We start from the raw sequence: 17,321 nt of genomic DNA, 5'->3' as shown, positions 1-17,321 counted from the left end.
CTCCGAGCACAGTGAAGCGGGGCAATGAACATTTCCCTAAAAGCCCAAGAAAATCCGATATTTACTTGTATTAACAGGGCATGAATCCCAGCGAGACTCACGGGCGTTTGAAGACGTCCCTCCCGATCAGCGGGAAAGCCGCCCCGATGGACTCGAGGCCGAGGCCCCGCCCACGGGCGCTGCATGCGCAACCGGTTGCAAATGAAGGAGGGAGGGCAGGTGCCACAGTGCGTGCGTGAGCCATTGACGCGGCCGGGCGCGGCCTTCGCAAGGCCGAAAGGAGTGCCCGGCTGAGGCGGCAATGCCAGCGGAAGGGGCAAGCGGAGTCTTAAGAATTGGCGGTAAGCAGCGCGATACCGCATGCACTTTTTTCGCGCGGTTACGCCCCAGCGCGTCCGATTCCCCCGACACCGCCACAGGCGTCGGGGGAAGAAGGGGGCTATCCCTCTATGCGGTCGAAATCGGCGATTCCCCGGGTGGCGGCGCGAATCTCGTCCAGCAGCTTGAGGCGGTTGATGCGCAGCTGACCATCGGCGGCGTTCACTGTCACATCCTCGAAGAAGGCGTCCACAGGCGCGCGCAGGCGAGCCAGGGCGGCCATGGCGCCGGCATAGTCCTCGGCGGCGATGGCATCGCGCACCTTGGCCTTCACCTCCTCGATGGCGGCGCCCAGCGCCACTTCCTGCGGCTCGACGAAGAAGGCGGGAACGGCGGGGCCTTCATAGCGGGCGCCGTCCTTCTTCTCCTCGATGCGCAGGATGTTCACGGCGCGCCGATAGCCAGCCAGCAGAGTCTTGCCGTCGTCTGTCTCCAGGAAGGCCTGCAGGGCCTCCACGCGGCGGACGATCTGAAGAAGATCATCCTGCCCCTCCAGGGCGAAGACGGCGTCCACGAGGTCGTGGCGCGCGCCGCGCTCGCGCATATGCACCTTGAGGCGCTCGGCGAGGAAGGCGAGGAGGTCGGTGGCCAGGTCCCCCGCGATCGTCTGACCTTCCACCCTCTGCGCCTCGTCCGGCACCGCATCCGGGCCGAGCTTGGCGAGCCGGCGTGCGAGGTCGTGCAGGATGTCCGCCACCAGCTTGTTGGCGAGCTTGTCGATGCGGAACACATCCAGCGGGTTGCTGCCATAATGGGCCTCGCCCAGGATGGCGCGGGCGGAGGCCACGATCACCGGCCGCAGCGGCAGAGTGAGATTGTTGTCCAATACGATGCGGATCACACCCAAGGCGGCGCGGCGCAGGGCATAGGGATCCTTGGAGCCGGTGGGCTTCTCATTGATGACCCAGAAGCCCACCAGCGTATCGATCTTGTCCGCCAGGGCCACCGCGACGGAGACGGGCGCGGTGGGCACGCGGTCGGAGGGGCCCTGCGGCTTGTAATGGTCCTCGCAGGCGGCCGCGATTTCCGCCGGCAGCTTCTCGTGCTCGGCATAATAGCGGCCCATGAGGCCCTGCAATTCGGGGAACTCGCCCACCACCTCGGTCAGCAGGTCTGCCTTGGCGATGCGGGCGGCGCGGGCGGCCAGCTCCGGATCGGCACCCACCTGCGGGGCAATCTCGGCGGCGAGGCGCGAAATGCGCGCGATGCGCTCGCCCTGGCTGCCCAGCTTCTCGTGGAAGGTGATCTGGTCGAACTTGGCCAGCCGGTCCTCCAGCGCCGTGCGCCGGTCGGTGTCCCAGAAGAATTTGGCGTCCGACAGGCGGGCGCGGATGACGCGGCCATTGCCGGCCACGATGGCGGCGCCCTGGTCGGTGGCGGCCAGATTCGAGATCAGGATGAAGCGGTTGGCGAGGCGGCCGGTCTTCGGGTCCTTCAGCACGAAGCACTTCTGGTTGGCGCGGATGGTGGCGCGGATCACCTCGTCGGGAATGTCCAGGAAGGCGGCATCGAAGGAGCCGATGAGCACCACCGGCCATTCCACGAGACCCGCGACTTCCTCCAGCAGGCCCTCATCTTCCACCAGCTCCAGCCCGTGGACCAGGGCGAGGTCCTTGGCGTCGGCGAGGATGATGGACTTGCGGCGGTCGCGGTCGGCCACCACCTTGGCGGCCTCCAGCTTGGTCAGCCAGTCATCCAGGCGCTTCACCTCGATGGCGCCGGGCGCCAGGAAGCGGTGGCCATAGGTGACGTTAGACGAGGTGATGCCCTCCACCTCGAAGCGGATGACCTCCACCTCCTCGATGTCGGTGCCGAAGGTGCAGACGATGGAATGGAGCGGGCGCACCCAGCGCATGCTGCCCGTGCCCCAGCGCATGGATTTCGGCCAGGGAAAGGCGCGGATGATCTGCGGCACGACCTCCGCGATCACCTCCGTGGTGGCGCGGCCGGGCCGCTCCACCACCGCCACGTAGAAGTCGCCCTTCTTGGGGTCGCTCTGGATGGTGGCCTGGTCGATGGAGGCGAGGCCCGTCGCCTTGAGGAAGCCCTGAATGGCCCCCTCCGGCGCGCCCACGCGCGGCCCCTTGCGCTCTTCCTTGCTGTCCGCCTGCCGGCCGGGCAGGCCATGCACCGCCAGCGCCAGCCGGCGCGGGGTCACGAAGGCCTTCGCGCCCTCATAGAGCAGGCCGCGCTCGACGAGGGCGTCCGTCACCAGCTTGCGCAGCGCCTCGGCGGCCTGGGCCTGCATGCGGGCGGGGATTTCTTCGCTGAACAGTTCAAGAAACAGGTCGGGCATCGGATCGGGCTCTTCCTGCCCGGGCGGACGCGCCGGGCGGGTTGGCGGAGGACGGACGGGGGCGGACCAGACGGGCCGGCTGCCCCCGCGTCTATTCTGTTTCAGCCAGCACGTCGAGATGCCGGCTGGGCGGGATCGGAATCGAGGGGCTCCAGGTGGCGGTCCTTCACCGTCATGACGGCCAGCGCCCCCACCCCGGAGACGAGCGCCAGATAAAGGGCCGGCGCCATCTTGCTGCTGAGGTCGCCGACCAGGAAGGTGGCGACCATGGGCGCAGTCCCCCCGCCAATGCCCACCCCCAGGTTCCAGGCAAAAGCCACCGCCGAGCAGCGCCGACAGCGGGGAAACATTTCCACCAGCATGGCCGCCAGCGGCGCATTGGCCAGCGGCAAGAGCATGGCGAGAAGGATCTGGCCGATAATGGCGAGCCGCACATCGCCGCGCCCAAACAGGCTGAACAGGGGCCACGCCAGAAGCGTCAGGCCCGCCATGCCTGCCAACACCACGGTGCGGCGCCCCACCTTGTCGCTGACAATGGCGCAGATGGGCACCAGCACCATGGTCACGGCGAGGCACACCGTGTTGAGGCGCAAAGTGAAGCTGGCGGAGAGCCCGTCCTGCTGCTGGAGATAGGTGGCCAGATAGACGAACAGCAGATAATAGGCGACGCCCGCCTGGAAGGAGAGGATCACCGCCCGCGCCAAATCGGGCAGATCGTGGCGGAGCGTATCAAGGAGCGGCAGCCCTCCCTCGGAAACATGCGGCGTCTCCTGGAGCGCGGTGCGGCGCAGATAAAGTGACAGCAGGCCCAGCACCACGCCGAGCAGGAACGGGACGCGCCAGCCCCAGGCCTGCAACTGCTCGGCATCGAGCGTTCCCGCCACGACGGCGGCCACGCCGGAGCCGATCAGCGTGCCCCCGCTCACCCCGGCGGCGGAAAACGAGGTGGCAAAGCCCCGCCGGCCCGGCGCGGCATGCTCGGCCAGGAAGACGGCGGAGGTGGTGTATTCGCCGCCGATGCACACGCCCTGCACCAGACGCATGAGCAACAAGAGGACCGGCGCCGCAATCCCGGCCATCTCATAGCTGGGCAGGAGGCCGATGGAGACGGTGGAGACCGTCATCAGCCCGGCGGACAGGACCAGGGCGCGCGAGCGCCCCAGCCGGTCGCCCAGCGTGCCGAAGACGACCGCACCCAGCGGCCGCATCAGGAAGGAGGCGGCGAACACCGCGAACGCGGAGAGGAGACCCACAAAGGGCGTGCTCTGGGGAAAGAAGACCTTCGCGAACACCGTGGCGAAGAAGCCATAGACCGCGAAGTCGTACCATTCGAGCACATTGCCGGCGGCGCCAGCGGCCACCGTCTTCCAAGGCAGGCGTATGGCGCGCCCGGCATGTTCGTCCATGGGCCCCCGCCCCGTCATGGGATCAGCCGGCCCCGCCGGCCTCCGTCTTCAGGAAGGCGGCGCCGCAGGCCTTGGCCAGTTCGCGCACCCGCAGGATATAGCTCTGCCGCTCTGTCACCGAGATGACGCCGCGCGCATCCAGGAGGTTGAAGACGTGGGAGGCCTTGATGCACTGGTCATAGGCGGGCAGCGCCATCAGGTGCCGCTCGCCCCGGTCGCCCGCCGCCAGATATTTGGCGCAGGCCGCCTCGGCCATGCGGAACTGTTCCAGCAGCATGTCGGTGTCGGCATATTCGAAATTGTGCCGGGAATATTCCTGCTCGGCCTGCAGGAAGACGTCGCCATAGGTGACCTTCTCGGCGCCCTCGCGGCCGTTGAAGTTCAGGTCGTAGACGTTCTCCACGCCCTGCACATACATGGCGAGGCGCTCCAGGCCATAGGTCAATTCGCCGGAGACCGGCGAACACTCGAAGCCCGCGACCTGCTGGAAATAGGTGAATTGCGAGACTTCCATGCCATCGCACCAGCACTCCCAACCAAGCCCCCATGCGCCCAGCGTCGGGCTCTCCCAGTCGTCCTCCACGAAGCGCACGTCATGGAGGAGCGTGTCGATGCCGATGGCATCAAGGGAGGCGAGATAGAGCTCCTGGAGGTTGTCGGGCGAGGGCTTCAGGATCACCTGGAACTGGTAATAATGCTGGAGACGATTGGGGTTCTCGCCATAGCGCCCGTCTTTCGGCCGGCGGGAGGGCTGCACATAGGCGGCACGCCAGTGGCGCGGTCCGAGAGCGCGCAGCGTGGTGGCCGGATGGAAGGTGCCCGCGCCCACTTCCATGTCATAGGGCTGCAGGACCACGCAGCCCTGGTCCGCCCAGAAGCGCTGCAAGGTCAGCAGCAATCCCTGGAAGGAACGGTCGGGGCGCATGTGGGCGGGCAGCGAAGGGTCGATCATGGGCAGCCTTCCGGCAGCTGGAAGAGGGGTCGAAACGCGCGCGGACACTAGAGCAGGCGCCGATCACATTGCAACGCCATACGTTCCCCGCCCCGGCCGCCCTCCCCATCGATCCCGCGCCGCTGCGGCCGCCGCTCCCTTACGGCATCGCCTCCGCCTGCACACGCCTGCGTGATTGAACCGAGCCGGCGCAAGGGCGTTGCAACGAGCGAGCGGGACGACAAAGGAGACCTCAATGAACAAGACGCTTCCCCTTCTCACCGCCGCCGCTTTGGCGCTGACCACCTTCGGCGCCGCGGCGCAGAGCGGCATCGCCCCTGCCCCCAACACCCAGACCGGCCCGGCCCAGGAAGGCGGCCGCACGAACATGACCCCCGGCGCCTCCGGCTCCGGCACGGTGCAGCGGAACGACCAGGCGGCGCAGCCCACGCCCCATAGCGGCGTGAAGCCCGGTCAAAACACCCAGGCCGGTCCCGCCCAGCAGGGTGGCCGCACCCAGGCCTCCCCGGGCGGCAGCGGCGGTTCCACGGATACCACCGGCTCCGTTCCCGCGACCCCGCGCAGCGGCCTCGCGCCCGCTCCGGACACCCATAAGGGCCCCGCACAGGAAGGCGGCCGCACCCAGGCGACGCCTGGCGCGACGCGATAAACATCGCCACGCCGGCATTCCCCCGCGCGACGCGGGCGTTAGAGGCATATGCATAAGGCACACGCAACAAAAAAGGCCCCGGATTGCTCCGGGGCCTTCGTTCATTTCAAGGCGACTGTCTTGAGGCTACGCGCCCTCAGCCGCGGCTGCGCGCGCGGATCATGTAGTCGTCGTAATTATACTCGGCGATCTGCCACCACAGATAGCTCTCGTTCCGGAACGGCCGAGCCGACTCATAGATCTTCTTGAAGTCCGGATTCTTGGAGCCGATCTCGTCATACATCTCGGTCGCCACCTTGAAGCAGGCGTCCATGACGTCGTTGGGATAGCGGCGCAGCTGGGTGCCGGCCTTCACGAGACGCTGCACGGCGCCAGGATTCTTGGCGTCGTAATTGGCCAGCATGTCGCCATTGGCCTGGGCGGCGGCGGAAGTCAGCACCGCCTGGTAGGCCTTGGGCAACTCGTTCCACTTGTCCTGATTGTAGAAGAAGGTCAGGCCGGCGCTGCCTTCCCACCAACCGGGATAGTAGTAGTACTGCGCCACCTTGTAGAGGCCGAGCTTCTCGTCGTCATAGGGGCCGACCCACTCGGCGCCGTCGATGGTGCCCTTTTCGAGCGCCGGATAGATGTCGCCGCCGGCGAGCTGCTGCGGCACCGCGCCGAGCTTGGAGAAGATCTGCCCGGCAATGCCGGCGATGCGGAACTTCAGGCCCTGCAGGTCCTGGACCGACTTGATCTCCTTGCGGAACCAGCCGCCCATCTGGCAGCCCGTATTGCCGCCCGGCAGCATCACGACGTTGTACTTCTTGTAGAACTCGGCCAGCACCTGGAGGCCGCCGCCATGGTAGAACCAGGAATTCAGCTGGCGGGCATTGAGGCCGAACGGGAAGGCGGAGCCGAACGCGAAGGTTGGGTCCTTGCCCACATAGTAATAAGAGGCCGTGTGGCACATCTCGACGGTCTTGTTCTGGGTCGCGTCGAGCGCCTGCAGGCCGGGGACGATTTCACCCGCGGCGAAGACCTGGATCTGGAACTTGCCGTCGGTGGCCTCGGCCACGTTCTTGGCCATCAGCTCGGCGGCGCCGTAGATGGTGTCGAGGGACTTGGGGAAGGACGAGGTGCAGCGCCACTTGATCTCGGGCTGGGACTGCGCGATCGCCGGCATGGCGACGGCGGTCGAGGCGGCGACACCGGCGCCGGCGGCAGTCAGGAACTCACGGCGTTTCATGGATGAGACTCCCTATGAAATTCTTCTGGCATCCCGCTTCGGCAGGCCGGCCGGCGGAACGCCCCGCATTCTTGTACCGGAAGCCGGTTGCAATGGCGACCGCCCCCCTATGGTACTAAAGGCGTAGACGCCACGCTATTCGATCACGATGCGCGGCGCCTTGCGGGCGCTGGCGCCGGCCCGTCCCATGGCCGCCTGAACATTGCGGGCGATGCCTCGATAGATCTCCGCCTGCGGGCTCTGCGGATCGGACACGAGGATGGGCAGGCCGGCGTCCGACATCTCGCGGATGCGCATGTGGAGCGGCACTTCGCCGAGGAAGGGCACGCCGATCTCCTCGGCCTCGTGCCGCGCCCCACCATGGCCGAAAATGTCCGAGCGCTCCCCGCAATGGGGGCACATGAAATAGGACATGTTCTCCACCACACCCAGAATCGGCACGTTGACCCGCTGGAACATGGCGATGCCCCGTCGGGCGTCGATCAGCGCGAGGTCCTGAGGCGTGGAGACAATGACGGCGCCGGCGAGGTTGACCTGCTGGGCCATGGTGAGCTGCGCGTCGCCCGTGCCGGGGGGCATGTCCACCACCAGCACGTCGAGCGGCCCCCACTTCACCTCGCGCAGCATCTGGGTGAGCGCCGACATGACCATGGGCCCGCGCCAGATCATGGGGGTGGCCTCGTCCACCAGGAAGCCGATGGACATGAGCTGGAGGCCGAAATTCTCGAGCGGCACCATCATGCGCCCGTCAATGGTCTCCGGCTTGCCGTGCACGCCGGACAGGCGCGGGACGGAAGGGCCATAGATATCCGCATCCAGAAGGCCGACCTTCAGGCCGAGGTCGCGCAGGCCGAGCGCCAGATTGATGGAGACGGTGGACTTGCCGACGCCCCCCTTGCCGGAGGCCACCGCGATGATGGCGCCGACGCCCGGCACCTCGATGGCCTTGCCACCTTGAGGCGCGCCCTGGCCCCCCCCTTGCGGACCACCCTGCGGCGCGGCGCCGGGACGGCCGCCCATCTTGCGCTCGGCGGTGAGCGCCACCAGCGCAGAGGCAACGCCGGGCAGCGCCCGCACCGCCTCTTCCGCCGCCACCCGCACCGGCTCCCACGCCCGCGCCTGGGCCGAATCCACGTTGATGGACAGGTAGACCTTGCCGCTGGTGACCACGATGCCGGACAAGGCAGGGGACGCGGACAGGGGCACCCCGTCGGGGGTGCGCACCTTTGCCAGAGCCTCGCGCACGCCGTTTTCGGTCACATCGCTCATCAGGCCGTCTCCACTCCATACCCGTCCAGGTGCGTCCACCCGAGCGTCTCCTTTCGCACGGGTGGCGGCGGCGAGGAAGGCCTCATCTGGCGTCCACGCGCTCCACCAACGACTGCAAGTCGATGAGGTTGGACACCGTGGCGGCCGGGGGGAGACACGGATATTCCGCCGGCTCCGCCCCCCGGTTGACCCAGACCGTTGGGAAGCCGAACGCCGTGGCGCCCGCCACGTCCCAGGTGTTGGAGGCGACGAACATGATGTCCCGGGGCTGCAGTCTTAGATGAGCGCAGGCGAGCTCATAGCCGCGCGGGTCCGGCTTGAAGGTGTGCATCTCCTCGCAGCTCAGCACCTCGTCCACGAGGCCGGCAAGGCCGCCGCGCTCCACCGCCGTGGTCACCATCTTGCGGGTTCCATTGGACAGGATGACCACCTGGCGCCCGGACTGGCGCACCTCCCGCAAGGCGGGGATCACGTCTGGGTAAGGATCGAGCACCATGAAGGCTTCCGCGATCTCGTCCACCAAGGCGGCGCCGGAATCGTCGGCAATGCCGCACACCCGCAGGGCATAATCGAGGGACTGGCGCGTCACATCGAGAAAGTTGCGGTCGAGCCCCATCAGCGCGCTGGTCCAGGCATATTCCAGCTGCTTGGTGCGCCATACCTCCAGGAATCGCTCCGCAGGCGCGCCCAGCACCAGCAAGTGGTGCTTCAGCGCGGAGCGCAGATCGAACAAGGTGCCATAGGCGTCGAACACGCAGGCGGACGTGGCGTGCATCTGAAGGCTCCGGTGCACGCGCATTATAGTGAGTGCGGCGCGGATGTATCCCGCCCTGAGGCCGGTTCGGCGCCACGGGGGCGAAGAAAATCACGGATATCCGCCTGCAACTCAGGCACCAGCTCCGCCTCGAACCAGGGATGGCGCTTCAGCCAGCCCGTATTGCGCCAGGAAGGATGCGGCAGCGCATAGATGCGCGTGCCGCCGGCCTCCCGCACCGCCCGCCAATTGGCCACCGTCTCGGTCAGCCCCTTGCCCAGAAGATGGCCGAGGCCCAGTCGCTTCAGATGATAGGCCTGGGCCGGGCGGCCGATGGCAAGTACGAGATCGAAGGGGGGCAAGGTGGCGAACAGGCGGTCATGCCAGAGCCGTGCGCATTCCCGCCGGGGCGGCAGATCGCCGCCCGCCGCGTCCTGACCGGGAAAGCAGAAGCCCATGGGCGCGATGGCGATGCGCGCTTCGTCGTAGAAGACGGGCTTGTCCACGCCCATCCAGGCCCGCAGGCGATCCCCCGAGGCATCGGTAAAGGGCAGGCCGGAAAGATGAACCTTCGTGCCCGGCGCCTGGCTCGCCACGAGGATGCGGGCGGTGGCGGACACGCGAAGCACCGGCCGGGGCTGGTGGGGCATGGGCGCGCCGAGCGGCGCCTCGACGCAGGCCCGGCAGGCGCGGATCGCGGCCAGAAGGTCCGCGAGGCCGTTCCCCTGCGGACCGTTCTCGTCAGACATCAAGGACGAGGCCATCCCGGGCCACGAGGAAGCGGGAGCCATCCACCTGGTCCCGATGCGCCCACATGTCGTCGCTCATATGGGTGAGCATCATCTGCCGCGCCGAGAAGCCGTGCCGGTTGGCGGCGATGGTCTCATAGGCCATGTGGCCGGTGGGAGCGCCATCGAAGCGGTAGCATTCGCAGATGAAGAGGTCCGCGTCCCGCGCCACCTCGAACAATACGGGCGTCCAGGCGGTGTCGCCGGAATAGGCCAGCGTCTTCCCCTGCCCCTCGAACCGCACCGCCGTGGACGGGGCGCCGGAGGAATGGAGCACCTCGGCGGTGGCGAGGGTGAAGGGCCCCACCGGCACCGGCGTGCCGGGCGCCACCTCCTCCACCGACCAGTCGAACCGCCAGCGATTGCCGGTGATGCCGGGATAGAGCGCCTCCATGACCACGTGGAGGCGCGCCTGCGTGCCAGGCGGGCCGAAGATGCGCAGGGGCTTGTCGCGTCGCGTCCCCAGCTGGCCGTCGAGGATCAGGAAGGGCAGGCCAGCGAAATGGTCGCCATGCAGGTGGGAGAGAACCACCACATCGAGTTCTTCCACCTTCAGGCCGAGGCTCTTGCAGCCGAGCTGTGCGCTGGCGCCATAGTCGATGGCCATGCGGAAGCCATCGGCCTCCACATGAAAGCAGGTGGTGCCCCGCCCACCGGAACAGAAGGCATCCCCCGATCCAACCACCGTCAGACGCATGCCTCAGGCTCCCGCTTTTGCCGCCGGGCGGGCCGAAACCTGCGCCCGCCAGCGGCCCACATGGACCATCTCCTCCGGCACTGCCATGCGGGCGGCACGCATGAAGTCGATGGCCACGATGGCGGTGATATCAGCCACCGTAAAGCGATCGAGGGCGATATAGGCCTTGTCGGCCAGATGGCGATCCAGGTAGCCCAGAAAATTCAACACCTTGGCCTTGTTGGCCTCGCCCCATTCCTTCACCTGCGGCACTTCCCGCTCGGCCATGGCAGGGTGCAGATGCCGGAAGGCGAACTGCACTGCCTGCATCAGCTCGATTTCCATCTGGCGCTGCCACATCTCCACCAGGCCCTGCTCGCGGGGCGTCGCGCCGAACAGGTTGGGCTCGGGCTGGAGCGCTTCGAAATAGCGGCAGATGGCGATGGATTCGCAAATGTGGGTGCCGTCATCCAGCTCCAGCACCGGCACCTTGGCGCGCGGATTGATCCGCAGGAAGGCCTCGCCCATGTGCTCCTTAGCGGCGAGATCCACCATCACCTCGGGCACGGTGATGCCCTTCTCGGCGAGGAAGAACTGCACGCGGCGGGGATTGGGGGCGCGGGCGGAGAGAAAGAGCTTCATGGTGCGGCGTCTCCTCACATTTTGCAGCCGACAGACCATGGCGCGCCTACCGCGTCAAGGCAGCGCGCGGGCGTCTCAGGGGCCGGCGGCATGGGCGGACCGCCAGTCCGCCGGCCGCTGGAACGGGCCCGACCAGATGCCCCGGCCCCGCGCCTGGGCCTCCGCCTGCAGGGTCTTGTAGCCCTTGCCGGTCGCGGCGATGGCAAAACCGGAGGTGACCATGTCAGCCGCAAGGTCGCTGGCGTCCTCTCCTTCCCCTACCGAGCAGACGGCCACCAGCCGGCCGTAGCGGTCATGCCGGCTGCCCCGGCAGGAGACGATGTGCATCCGCACCAGGCTCGCAAGATGGGTCCGCGCCTCGGCGCCGCAGGGCCAGAGCGCCTCGCCGGTGCCGCAGGTTTGGGCCAGTTCCGGCGCATCGATCCCGGACAGGCGCACCCTCTGGCCGAGAATCTCCAGCGTGTCGCCATCCACCGCCCGCGCCGGCCCCACCGCCTCCTCGCCGCGCGTGATGAGCCGCGCAAGGCCCGCAAGGGCGGCGAGGACCAGGATGGCGGTAAGGAGGTCGCGCATGGACATTCCGATCAGGTGCCATTCTTCCCGGATGTATGCAATCTCCCGCGCGCCGGCCGTGACGTTCCAGCCACCCTTCCGCGAGAATCCAGGGCATACAAAGGCATGGAACGGCTGGGTCCGCCTGCCGTTAACCTTCCGCTAACCCTCTTGCCGCAGGAGTCGCTTCCATCCTCATGCGGACGGACTCACCCCTCCGCCGGGGCGCGGAATGCAAGGGCCATGGATCGACCCTTACCCTCTGGCGACCGGCACGCTCTGCCCACCGAACCGGTGGCACGGGCGCATGATCCCGGATTCCCCCTGCCCCCTCCGTCCGCCGCGCTCTCCACCCTCATGCTCCCCGGCCTTTGGGCGACGGCGGCGGTGGCCGCCGTGGCGGCGCTGGGAGCGGAGGCCGAACCGGGGGCTCGCCTGCTGCTCGGCTGCGCAGCCGGCGCACTCGCCGTCGCCGCCGCGACCCTCCACCGCCTGCGCGCCCGCTCCACGGCCCTCGCGTCCCAACTGGAGCGGTGCCGCCGGCAAGCGGAGGAGACCCTTTCCGCCCTGCGTCAGGCCGAGGGAGAGAACGCTGCCAAGTCCCGCTTCCTGGCCGAAATGAGCCACGAACTGCGCACGCCCCTCAATTCGGTCATCGGCTTTTCGGAAATGATGGCGGACGAGGTGCTCGGCCCCCACTCCGTGCCGGCCTATCGGGGCTATGCCCGCGACATCCACAGCTCCGGCCGCCACCTGCTGGCGCTTGCCGACGACATCCTGGACCTTGCCCGCATCGAGACCGGGCATCGGACATTGCTGGAGACCGCCGTATCGCTTGGCCCCCTGCTGGAGGACTGCGCCCACATGATGCGCCTTTCTGCGGCGGACCGGGGGGTGCGGCTTTCCGTCGGCGACATCGCGGGCGCACCGCGTCTGTGGGCGGACGAGCGGGCCATGCGGCAGATCACGCTGAACCTGCTGGCCAATGCCGTGAAGTTCACGCCGGCCGGTGGCATGGTGCGCCTTTCGAGCGGAGTGACCGCGGCGGGCGAGCCCTGCGTGTGCGTGGACGATACCGGGCCGGGAATCGGCGATGCGGAACTGCCGCTGACCGGCGCCGCCCGCTCCCGCGAGAGCGCCACGGACCCGGTGAGCGGGCGCGGAGCCGGCCTCGGGCTTGCCATCGTGCGCGGGCTTGCCGACCTGCATGGCGCCCGCCTCACGCTCGCCCGGCGCGCCGAGGGCGGCACACGCGCGGAGATTTCCTTCCCCGCCGCCCGGCGGCTGCCGCCCCGCGCGGGGGCGTGACGCCTCAGTCCTTGTCGGAGACGCCGGCTTCCGCGAAGGTGCCCATGCCCTTGTGGCAGGCGACCGCGGCCTTGATGAGCCCCACCGCCAGAGCACCGCCTGACCCCTCGCCGAGGCGCATGCCGAAATCCAGCAGCGGGCGCAGGCCCAGATGGTCGAGCAGCGCACGGTGGGCCTTCTCGTCCGACACATGGCCGGCGAGGCAATGGTCCAGCGCGCCGGGGTCCAGCGCCTGGAGAATGGCGGCGGCGGCGGTGACCACATAGCCGTCCAGAATCACGGGCACGCGCTCGTGGCGGGCGGCGAGGATGGCGCCGGCAATGGCGGCCAGTTCCCGACCGCCCAACCGCCGCAGCACCTCCAGCGGATCGCCGCCGCTTGCCGGTCCGTGTAGGGCCACCGCCTTGCGCACCGCCTCGATCTTGCGGGCGAGGACGTCGCCGGTGGCGCCGGTGCCGGCGCCCACCCAGTCCTGCGCCGTGCCGCCATAGAGGGCGTGGCAGATGGCAGCGGCGACCGTGGTGTTGCCGATGCCCATCTCGCCCAGGATCAGCACATCCGCTCCGCCGGCAATGGCCTGCATCCCGAAGGCCATGGTGGCTGCACAGGCGCGCTCGTCGAGCGCCGCCTCACGGGTGATGTCGCCGGTGGGCAGGTCGAGCGCCAGGTCGAACACCCGAAGGCCCGCATCGAAGGTGGCGCAGATCTGGTTCACCGCCGCCTTGCCGGCGGTGAAGGCGTCCAGCATTTGCCGCGTGACTTCGGAGGGATAGGGCGAGACGCCATTGGCCGTCACACCATGGGTGCCGGCAAACACCGCCACCATGGGCCGGTCAGCGGTGGGAATGCCCTTGCCCTGCCAGGTGGCGAGGTGGATGGCGATCTCCTCCAGGCGACCCAGCGCGCCCGGCGGCTTCAGGAGCTGCGACTGGCGGTCCTCGGCAATCACCCGCGCGCCGATATCCGGGCCCGGCATGGTGGCGACGAGGTTGCGGATGTCGTCGAAGGGAAGACCGGACGCATTGGGCGGGAGGGACATGGACAGGCTCGCAAGCGGGGTCGAGAGGGCGCGCAGGTCCGCGCGCAAGGATTGGGCGGGAGAACTGCACCGCGTCTCCGCGCGGGTCAAGTCGGGGCCCTGAAAGCGAATGTCCCGCCCCGGTGGCCGGGGCGGGACATTCCAGCGTCAGGACAGGGGGCGCTGCCGCCTATTCGGCCGGCGCCACATAATCCCCTTGCGGCGGACGGTGGTCGTCGTCCGACTTGGGGGCCGGCTTGTCCTTGCGCTTGCCGAAGGAGGCGATCCAGCGGGCGAACACATAGAAGACCGGCGTGAAGATGAGGCCGAAAATGGTCACCCCAATCATGCCGGAGAACACCGCCGTGCCCAGCGCCTGACGCAGCTCGGCGCCCGCGCCCACCGCCCAGACGAGCGGCACCACGCCCAGGATGAAGGCGAGCGAAGTCATGACGATGGGACGCAGACGCAACCGCGCCGCCTCCACCGCCGCCTCCTGGCGCCCATGGCCCTCATCCTCCAGCTGCTTGGCGAATTCCACGATCAGGATCGCGTTCTTCGCCGCAAGGCCGATGAGCACCACGAAGCCCACCTGGGTCAGGACGTTATTGTCCATCCCGCGCAAGATCACCCCGCCCAAGGCGGCCACCAGGCACATGGGCACGATGAGAATGACTGCCAAAGGCAAAGTCAGGCTCTCATATTGGGCCGCCAGCACCAGGAAGACGAACACCACGCCGAGGGCAAACGCGAAGATGGCGGTGTTGCCGGCCCGCTGCTGCTGGTAGGCCAGCGCCGTCCATTCATAGGCGAAGCCCTGCGGCAGCACCTGGGCGGCGAGGCCTTGCATGATCTGCATGGCCTGGCCCTGGGAATAGCCCGGCGCCGGCGAGCCATCGAGCTCCGCCGCCGGATAGAGATTGTAGCGGGCCACGCGATAGGGACCCGTCAGGTCATGCATGGTGGTGAAGGAGCCGAGCGGGACGGTCTCGCCGCTGGCATTGCGCACCCGGATCTTCAGAATGTCGTTCGGATCCATGCGGAACGCCGCATCCGCCTGCACCTGCACGCGGAAGGTGCGGGTGAAGAGGTTGAAGTCGTTCACATAGGTGGAGCCGATATAGGTCTGAAGCGCGGCGAACACATTGGCGATGTCCACCTGCAGGAGCTGCGCCTTGGCCCGGTCGATGTCGAGATACATCTGCGGGGTCGAGGTCTCGAACAGCGAATAGACCTGCATCAGGCCCGGCGTCTGAGCCGCCGCGCCCATCATGGCATAGGTGGCGTTCTGCAGCGCCTTGTAGCCGGCGCCGGTGCGGTCCTCCACCATCATGCGGAAGCCACCGGCATTGCCGATGCCCTGCACGGGCGGCGGCTGCACCACGATCATCATGGCTTCCTGGATGGCGGCGAGCTTGCCGAACAATTGCCGCTGAACCGCGCCCGCCGATCGTCCCGGATCGTTCTGGCGCTCGGAGAACGGCTCCAGGATGACGAACATGGCGCCCGCATTGGGCGCATTGGTGAAGGTGGCGCCCGAGAAGCCGGCAATGTTGACGATATGGCCGACGCCCGGGGTGCCCAACACCAGGTCCGCCGCCCGCTTCATCACCTCTTCCGTGCGCTGCATGGCGGCGCCCGGCGGCAATTGCGCGACCACGATCAGGTAGCCGCGATCCTGCTGCGGGATGAAGCCCTGCGGGGTCGAGACGAACAGATGGCCGCCAAAAGCCAGGATGCCCGCATAGGCAATCAGCACCACCGCCACGATGCGCACCAGGCGCGAGGTGAGCCAGGCATAGCCGTTGCCCAGCCCCTCGAAGCCGCGATTGAAGATGCGGAAGAAGCCATGCAGAGGCCGGGCATACCAGGCCACCTTGTGGTTCTCCCGATGGGGCTTCAGCAGCACCGCGCACATGGCCGGCGACAATGTCAGCGACACCAGCAGCGAGATCAGGGTCGAGCCGGCGATGGTGAGGCCGAACTGCCGATAGAACTGGCCGGAAATGCCGGTGATGAAGGCGGTGGGAATGAACACCGAGGCCAGCACCAGCGAAATGGCCACAAGCGCTCCGCCCACCTCATCCATGGAGCGGTAGGCCGCGTCCCGTGGCGAGAGGCCGGCCGCGATGTTGCGCTCCACATTCTCCACCACCACGATGGCGTCGTCGACCACGATGCCGATGGCGAGCACCAGTCCGAACAAGGACAGGTTGTTCAGCGAGAAGCCGAACAGCGACATGAAGAAGAAGGTGCCCACCAGCGAGATCGGGATGGCGAGGATCGGGATGATCGCCGCCCGCCAGGTCTGCAGGAAGAGGATCACCACCAGAACCACGAGCACAATGGCTTCGGCGATGGTGTGAATGACCGCTTCCACCGACTGCTGGATGAACTCGGTGGGATTGTAATAGATGGCGTACTTCACGCCGCTCGGCAGTTCCTTGCCGAGCCGCTGCATCTCCGCGACGATGGCATTGCCGGTGGCGAGCGCGTTGGAGCCCGGGCGCTGGAACACGCCCAGCGAGACCGACAAGTCCTTGTCGAGGAACGACGTGGAGGCATAGTCCTGGGCCGAAATCTCGACCTTGGCCACGTCCTTCAGGCGCACCAGGGCGGTCTCGGTCTGCTTGATGACCACATTGCCGAACTGCTCGGGATCGGACAGTCGGCCGAGGGTGCGCACCGCCACCTGGAAGGCGCGCTGCTGCGGCACGGGCGGCTGGTTCAGCACGCCGGAGGCCACCTGCACGTTCTGGGCGCGCAAGGCGGTGACCACGTCGCCCGCGGTCAGGTTCAGTTCCTGAAGCCGGGTCGGGTCAAGCCAGACCTGCATGGCGTATTCACGGGAGCCGAACACCGTGATGGAGCCGACGCCGTCAATGCGCGACAGCACGTCCTTGATCTGGACGTTGGCCACATGGGACAGGAAGAGCGGATCGCGGCTGCCATCAGGTGAGTAGAGGCTCACCACCAGCATCAGGTCCGGCGAGGACTTGGCGGTGACCACGCCCACCTGCTGCACCTCGGAGGGCAGGCGCGGCTCGGCGATGGCGACGCGGTTCTGCACCTGCACCTGGGCGATATCCAGGTTGGTGCCGAGGTCGAAGGTCACCGAAATGGAGAAGCGGCCATCGGCGGTGGAGTTGGAGGAGATGTAAAGCATCCCCTCCACGCCGTTGATCTGCTGCTCGATGGGCGCCACCACGGTCTCGGCCACGGTCTCGGCGCTGGCGCCGGGATATTGGCCGGTGACGTTGATGACGGGCGGCGCGATCTCGGGATATTGCGCCACGGGCAGGCGCAGATAGGTGACCGCGCCCAGGATCACGATGACAATGGAGACCACCCAGGCAAAGATCGGGCGGTCGATGAAGAAATGGGACAAGCGCATGGTGCCGTCCC

14 protein-coding genes are annotated in these 17,321 nt (G+C 67.7%); 2 read left to right on the top strand and 12 right to left on the bottom strand.

The window, feature by feature from the left end:
* Positions 1-439: 439 nt before the first annotated feature.
* The 3 genes from glyS to J5J86_RS16155 form a co-directional block, all read right to left on the bottom strand.
* Positions 440-2,674 carry a glycine--tRNA ligase subunit beta gene (glyS, locus tag J5J86_RS16165; protein ID WP_209099764.1) on the bottom strand — a complete coding sequence of 745 codons (2,235 nt, stop codon included), beginning with the start codon at positions 2,672-2,674 and terminating at the stop codon, positions 440-442.
* 101 nt (positions 2,675-2,775) lie between these two features.
* On the bottom strand, positions 2,776-4,080 hold the full coding sequence (locus tag J5J86_RS16160; protein WP_209099762.1) for an MFS transporter: 1,305 nt from the start codon (positions 4,078-4,080) through the stop codon (positions 2,776-2,778).
* 22 nt (positions 4,081-4,102) lie between these two features.
* A complete protein-coding gene (locus J5J86_RS16155) occupies positions 4,103-5,029 on the bottom strand; it encodes a glycine--tRNA ligase subunit alpha (protein WP_209105414.1) in 927 nt (308 codons plus the stop codon).
* Between the two features lie 238 nt (positions 5,030-5,267).
* Between J5J86_RS16155 and J5J86_RS16150 the strand changes: the two genes are divergently transcribed.
* Positions 5,268-5,681 (top strand): hypothetical protein, encoded by a 414-nt coding sequence (locus tag J5J86_RS16150; protein WP_209099760.1) that lies wholly within the window; start codon positions 5,268-5,270, stop codon positions 5,679-5,681.
* Between the two features lie 136 nt (positions 5,682-5,817).
* Here the strand turns inward: J5J86_RS16150 and J5J86_RS16145 are convergent, their stop codons facing one another.
* The 7 genes from J5J86_RS16145 to J5J86_RS16115 all read right to left on the bottom strand — a co-directional run bounded on the left by J5J86_RS16145 (position 5,818) and on the right by J5J86_RS16115 (position 11,611).
* Positions 5,818-6,909 carry a TRAP transporter substrate-binding protein gene (locus tag J5J86_RS16145; RefSeq protein ID WP_209099758.1) on the bottom strand — a complete coding sequence of 364 codons (1,092 nt, stop codon included), beginning with the start codon at positions 6,907-6,909 and terminating at the stop codon, positions 5,818-5,820.
* A gap of 135 nt (positions 6,910-7,044) precedes the next feature.
* Entirely contained in the window at positions 7,045-8,178 is a 1,134-nt protein-coding gene (locus J5J86_RS16140) for an Mrp/NBP35 family ATP-binding protein (RefSeq protein WP_209099756.1), read from the bottom strand.
* A gap of 82 nt (positions 8,179-8,260) precedes the next feature.
* Complete coding sequence (locus J5J86_RS16135; RefSeq protein ID WP_209099754.1) at positions 8,261-8,953, bottom strand: haloacid dehalogenase type II; 693 nt, start codon at positions 8,951-8,953, stop codon at positions 8,261-8,263.
* A gap of 23 nt (positions 8,954-8,976) precedes the next feature.
* Positions 8,977-9,681, bottom strand: a complete 705-nt coding sequence (locus J5J86_RS16130; RefSeq protein WP_209099752.1) for a uracil-DNA glycosylase family protein — start codon at positions 9,679-9,681, stop codon at positions 8,977-8,979.
* A complete protein-coding gene (locus tag J5J86_RS16125; RefSeq protein ID WP_209099750.1) occupies positions 9,674-10,417 on the bottom strand; it encodes an MBL fold metallo-hydrolase in 744 nt (247 codons plus the stop codon). The genes J5J86_RS16130 and J5J86_RS16125 overlap by 8 nt, the downstream gene beginning before the upstream one ends.
* 3 nt (positions 10,418-10,420) lie before the next feature.
* Positions 10,421-11,038 carry a glutathione S-transferase family protein gene (locus tag J5J86_RS16120; RefSeq protein WP_209099748.1) on the bottom strand — a complete coding sequence of 206 codons (618 nt, stop codon included), beginning with the start codon at positions 11,036-11,038 and terminating at the stop codon, positions 10,421-10,423.
* A gap of 75 nt (positions 11,039-11,113) precedes the next feature.
* On the bottom strand, positions 11,114-11,611 hold the full coding sequence (locus tag J5J86_RS16115) for a thermonuclease family protein (RefSeq protein ID WP_247657640.1): 498 nt from the start codon (positions 11,609-11,611) through the stop codon (positions 11,114-11,116).
* Positions 11,612-11,833: 222 nt separating this feature from the next.
* On the opposite strand from J5J86_RS16115, the gene J5J86_RS16110 reads away from it, so the two are divergent.
* Positions 11,834-12,898, top strand: a complete 1,065-nt coding sequence (locus J5J86_RS16110) for a sensor histidine kinase (RefSeq protein WP_209099746.1) — start codon at positions 11,834-11,836, stop codon at positions 12,896-12,898.
* Between the two features lie 4 nt (positions 12,899-12,902).
* On the opposite strand, the gene cobT is transcribed toward J5J86_RS16110, so the two are convergent.
* Together cobT and J5J86_RS16100 are read right to left on the bottom strand one after the other, a co-directional pair.
* Positions 12,903-13,937 (bottom strand): nicotinate-nucleotide--dimethylbenzimidazole phosphoribosyltransferase, encoded by a 1,035-nt coding sequence (cobT, locus tag J5J86_RS16105; protein WP_209099745.1) that lies wholly within the window; start codon positions 13,935-13,937, stop codon positions 12,903-12,905.
* Positions 13,938-14,106: 169 nt separating this feature from the next.
* Positions 14,107-17,310: an efflux RND transporter permease subunit gene (locus tag J5J86_RS16100; RefSeq protein WP_209099744.1), complete on the bottom strand. Its 3,204-nt coding sequence runs from the start codon at positions 17,308-17,310 to the stop codon at positions 14,107-14,109.
* Positions 17,311-17,321 lie beyond the last annotated feature (11 nt).

Source organism: Aquabacter sp. L1I39 (assembly GCF_017742835.1).
GTDB lineage: Bacteria > Pseudomonadota > Alphaproteobacteria > Rhizobiales > Xanthobacteraceae > L1I39.
The sequence above is the reverse complement of the archived record's forward strand: the minus strand, read 5'-3'. Positions and strand labels throughout refer to the sequence as shown.

Bases quoted from the DNA above. Each gene is read 5' to 3' on its own strand.
- J5J86_RS16125 (WP_209099750.1), bottom strand. From the start codon at position 10,417: ATGCGTCTGACGGTGGTTGGATCGGGGGATGCCTTCTGTTCCGGTGGG.
- J5J86_RS16145 (WP_209099758.1), bottom strand. From the start codon at position 6,909: ATGAAACGCCGTGAGTTCCTGACTGCCGCCGGCGCCGGTGTCGCCGCC.
- cobT (WP_209099745.1), bottom strand. From the start codon at position 13,937: ATGTCCCTCCCGCCCAATGCGTCCGGTCTTCCCTTCGACGACATCCGC.
- J5J86_RS16120 (WP_209099748.1), bottom strand. From the start codon at position 11,038: ATGAAGCTCTTTCTCTCCGCCCGCGCCCCCAATCCCCGCCGCGTGCAG.
- J5J86_RS16130 (WP_209099752.1), bottom strand. From the start codon at position 9,681: ATGTCTGACGAGAACGGTCCGCAGGGGAACGGCCTCGCGGACCTTCTG.
- J5J86_RS16135 (WP_209099754.1), bottom strand. From the start codon at position 8,953: ATGCACGCCACGTCCGCCTGCGTGTTCGACGCCTATGGCACCTTGTTC.
- J5J86_RS16110 (WP_209099746.1), top strand. From the start codon at position 11,834: ATGGATCGACCCTTACCCTCTGGCGACCGGCACGCTCTGCCCACCGAA.
- J5J86_RS16140 (WP_209099756.1), bottom strand. From the start codon at position 8,178: ATGAGCGATGTGACCGAAAACGGCGTGCGCGAGGCTCTGGCAAAGGTG.
- glyS (WP_209099764.1), bottom strand. From the start codon at position 2,674: ATGCCCGACCTGTTTCTTGAACTGTTCAGCGAAGAAATCCCCGCCCGC.
- J5J86_RS16150 (WP_209099760.1), top strand. From the start codon at position 5,268: ATGAACAAGACGCTTCCCCTTCTCACCGCCGCCGCTTTGGCGCTGACC.
- J5J86_RS16100 (WP_209099744.1), bottom strand. From the start codon at position 17,310: ATGCGCTTGTCCCATTTCTTCATCGACCGCCCGATCTTTGCCTGGGTG.
- J5J86_RS16160 (WP_209099762.1), bottom strand. From the start codon at position 4,080: ATGGACGAACATGCCGGGCGCGCCATACGCCTGCCTTGGAAGACGGTG.
- J5J86_RS16115 (WP_247657640.1), bottom strand. From the start codon at position 11,611: ATGCGCGACCTCCTTACCGCCATCCTGGTCCTCGCCGCCCTTGCGGGC.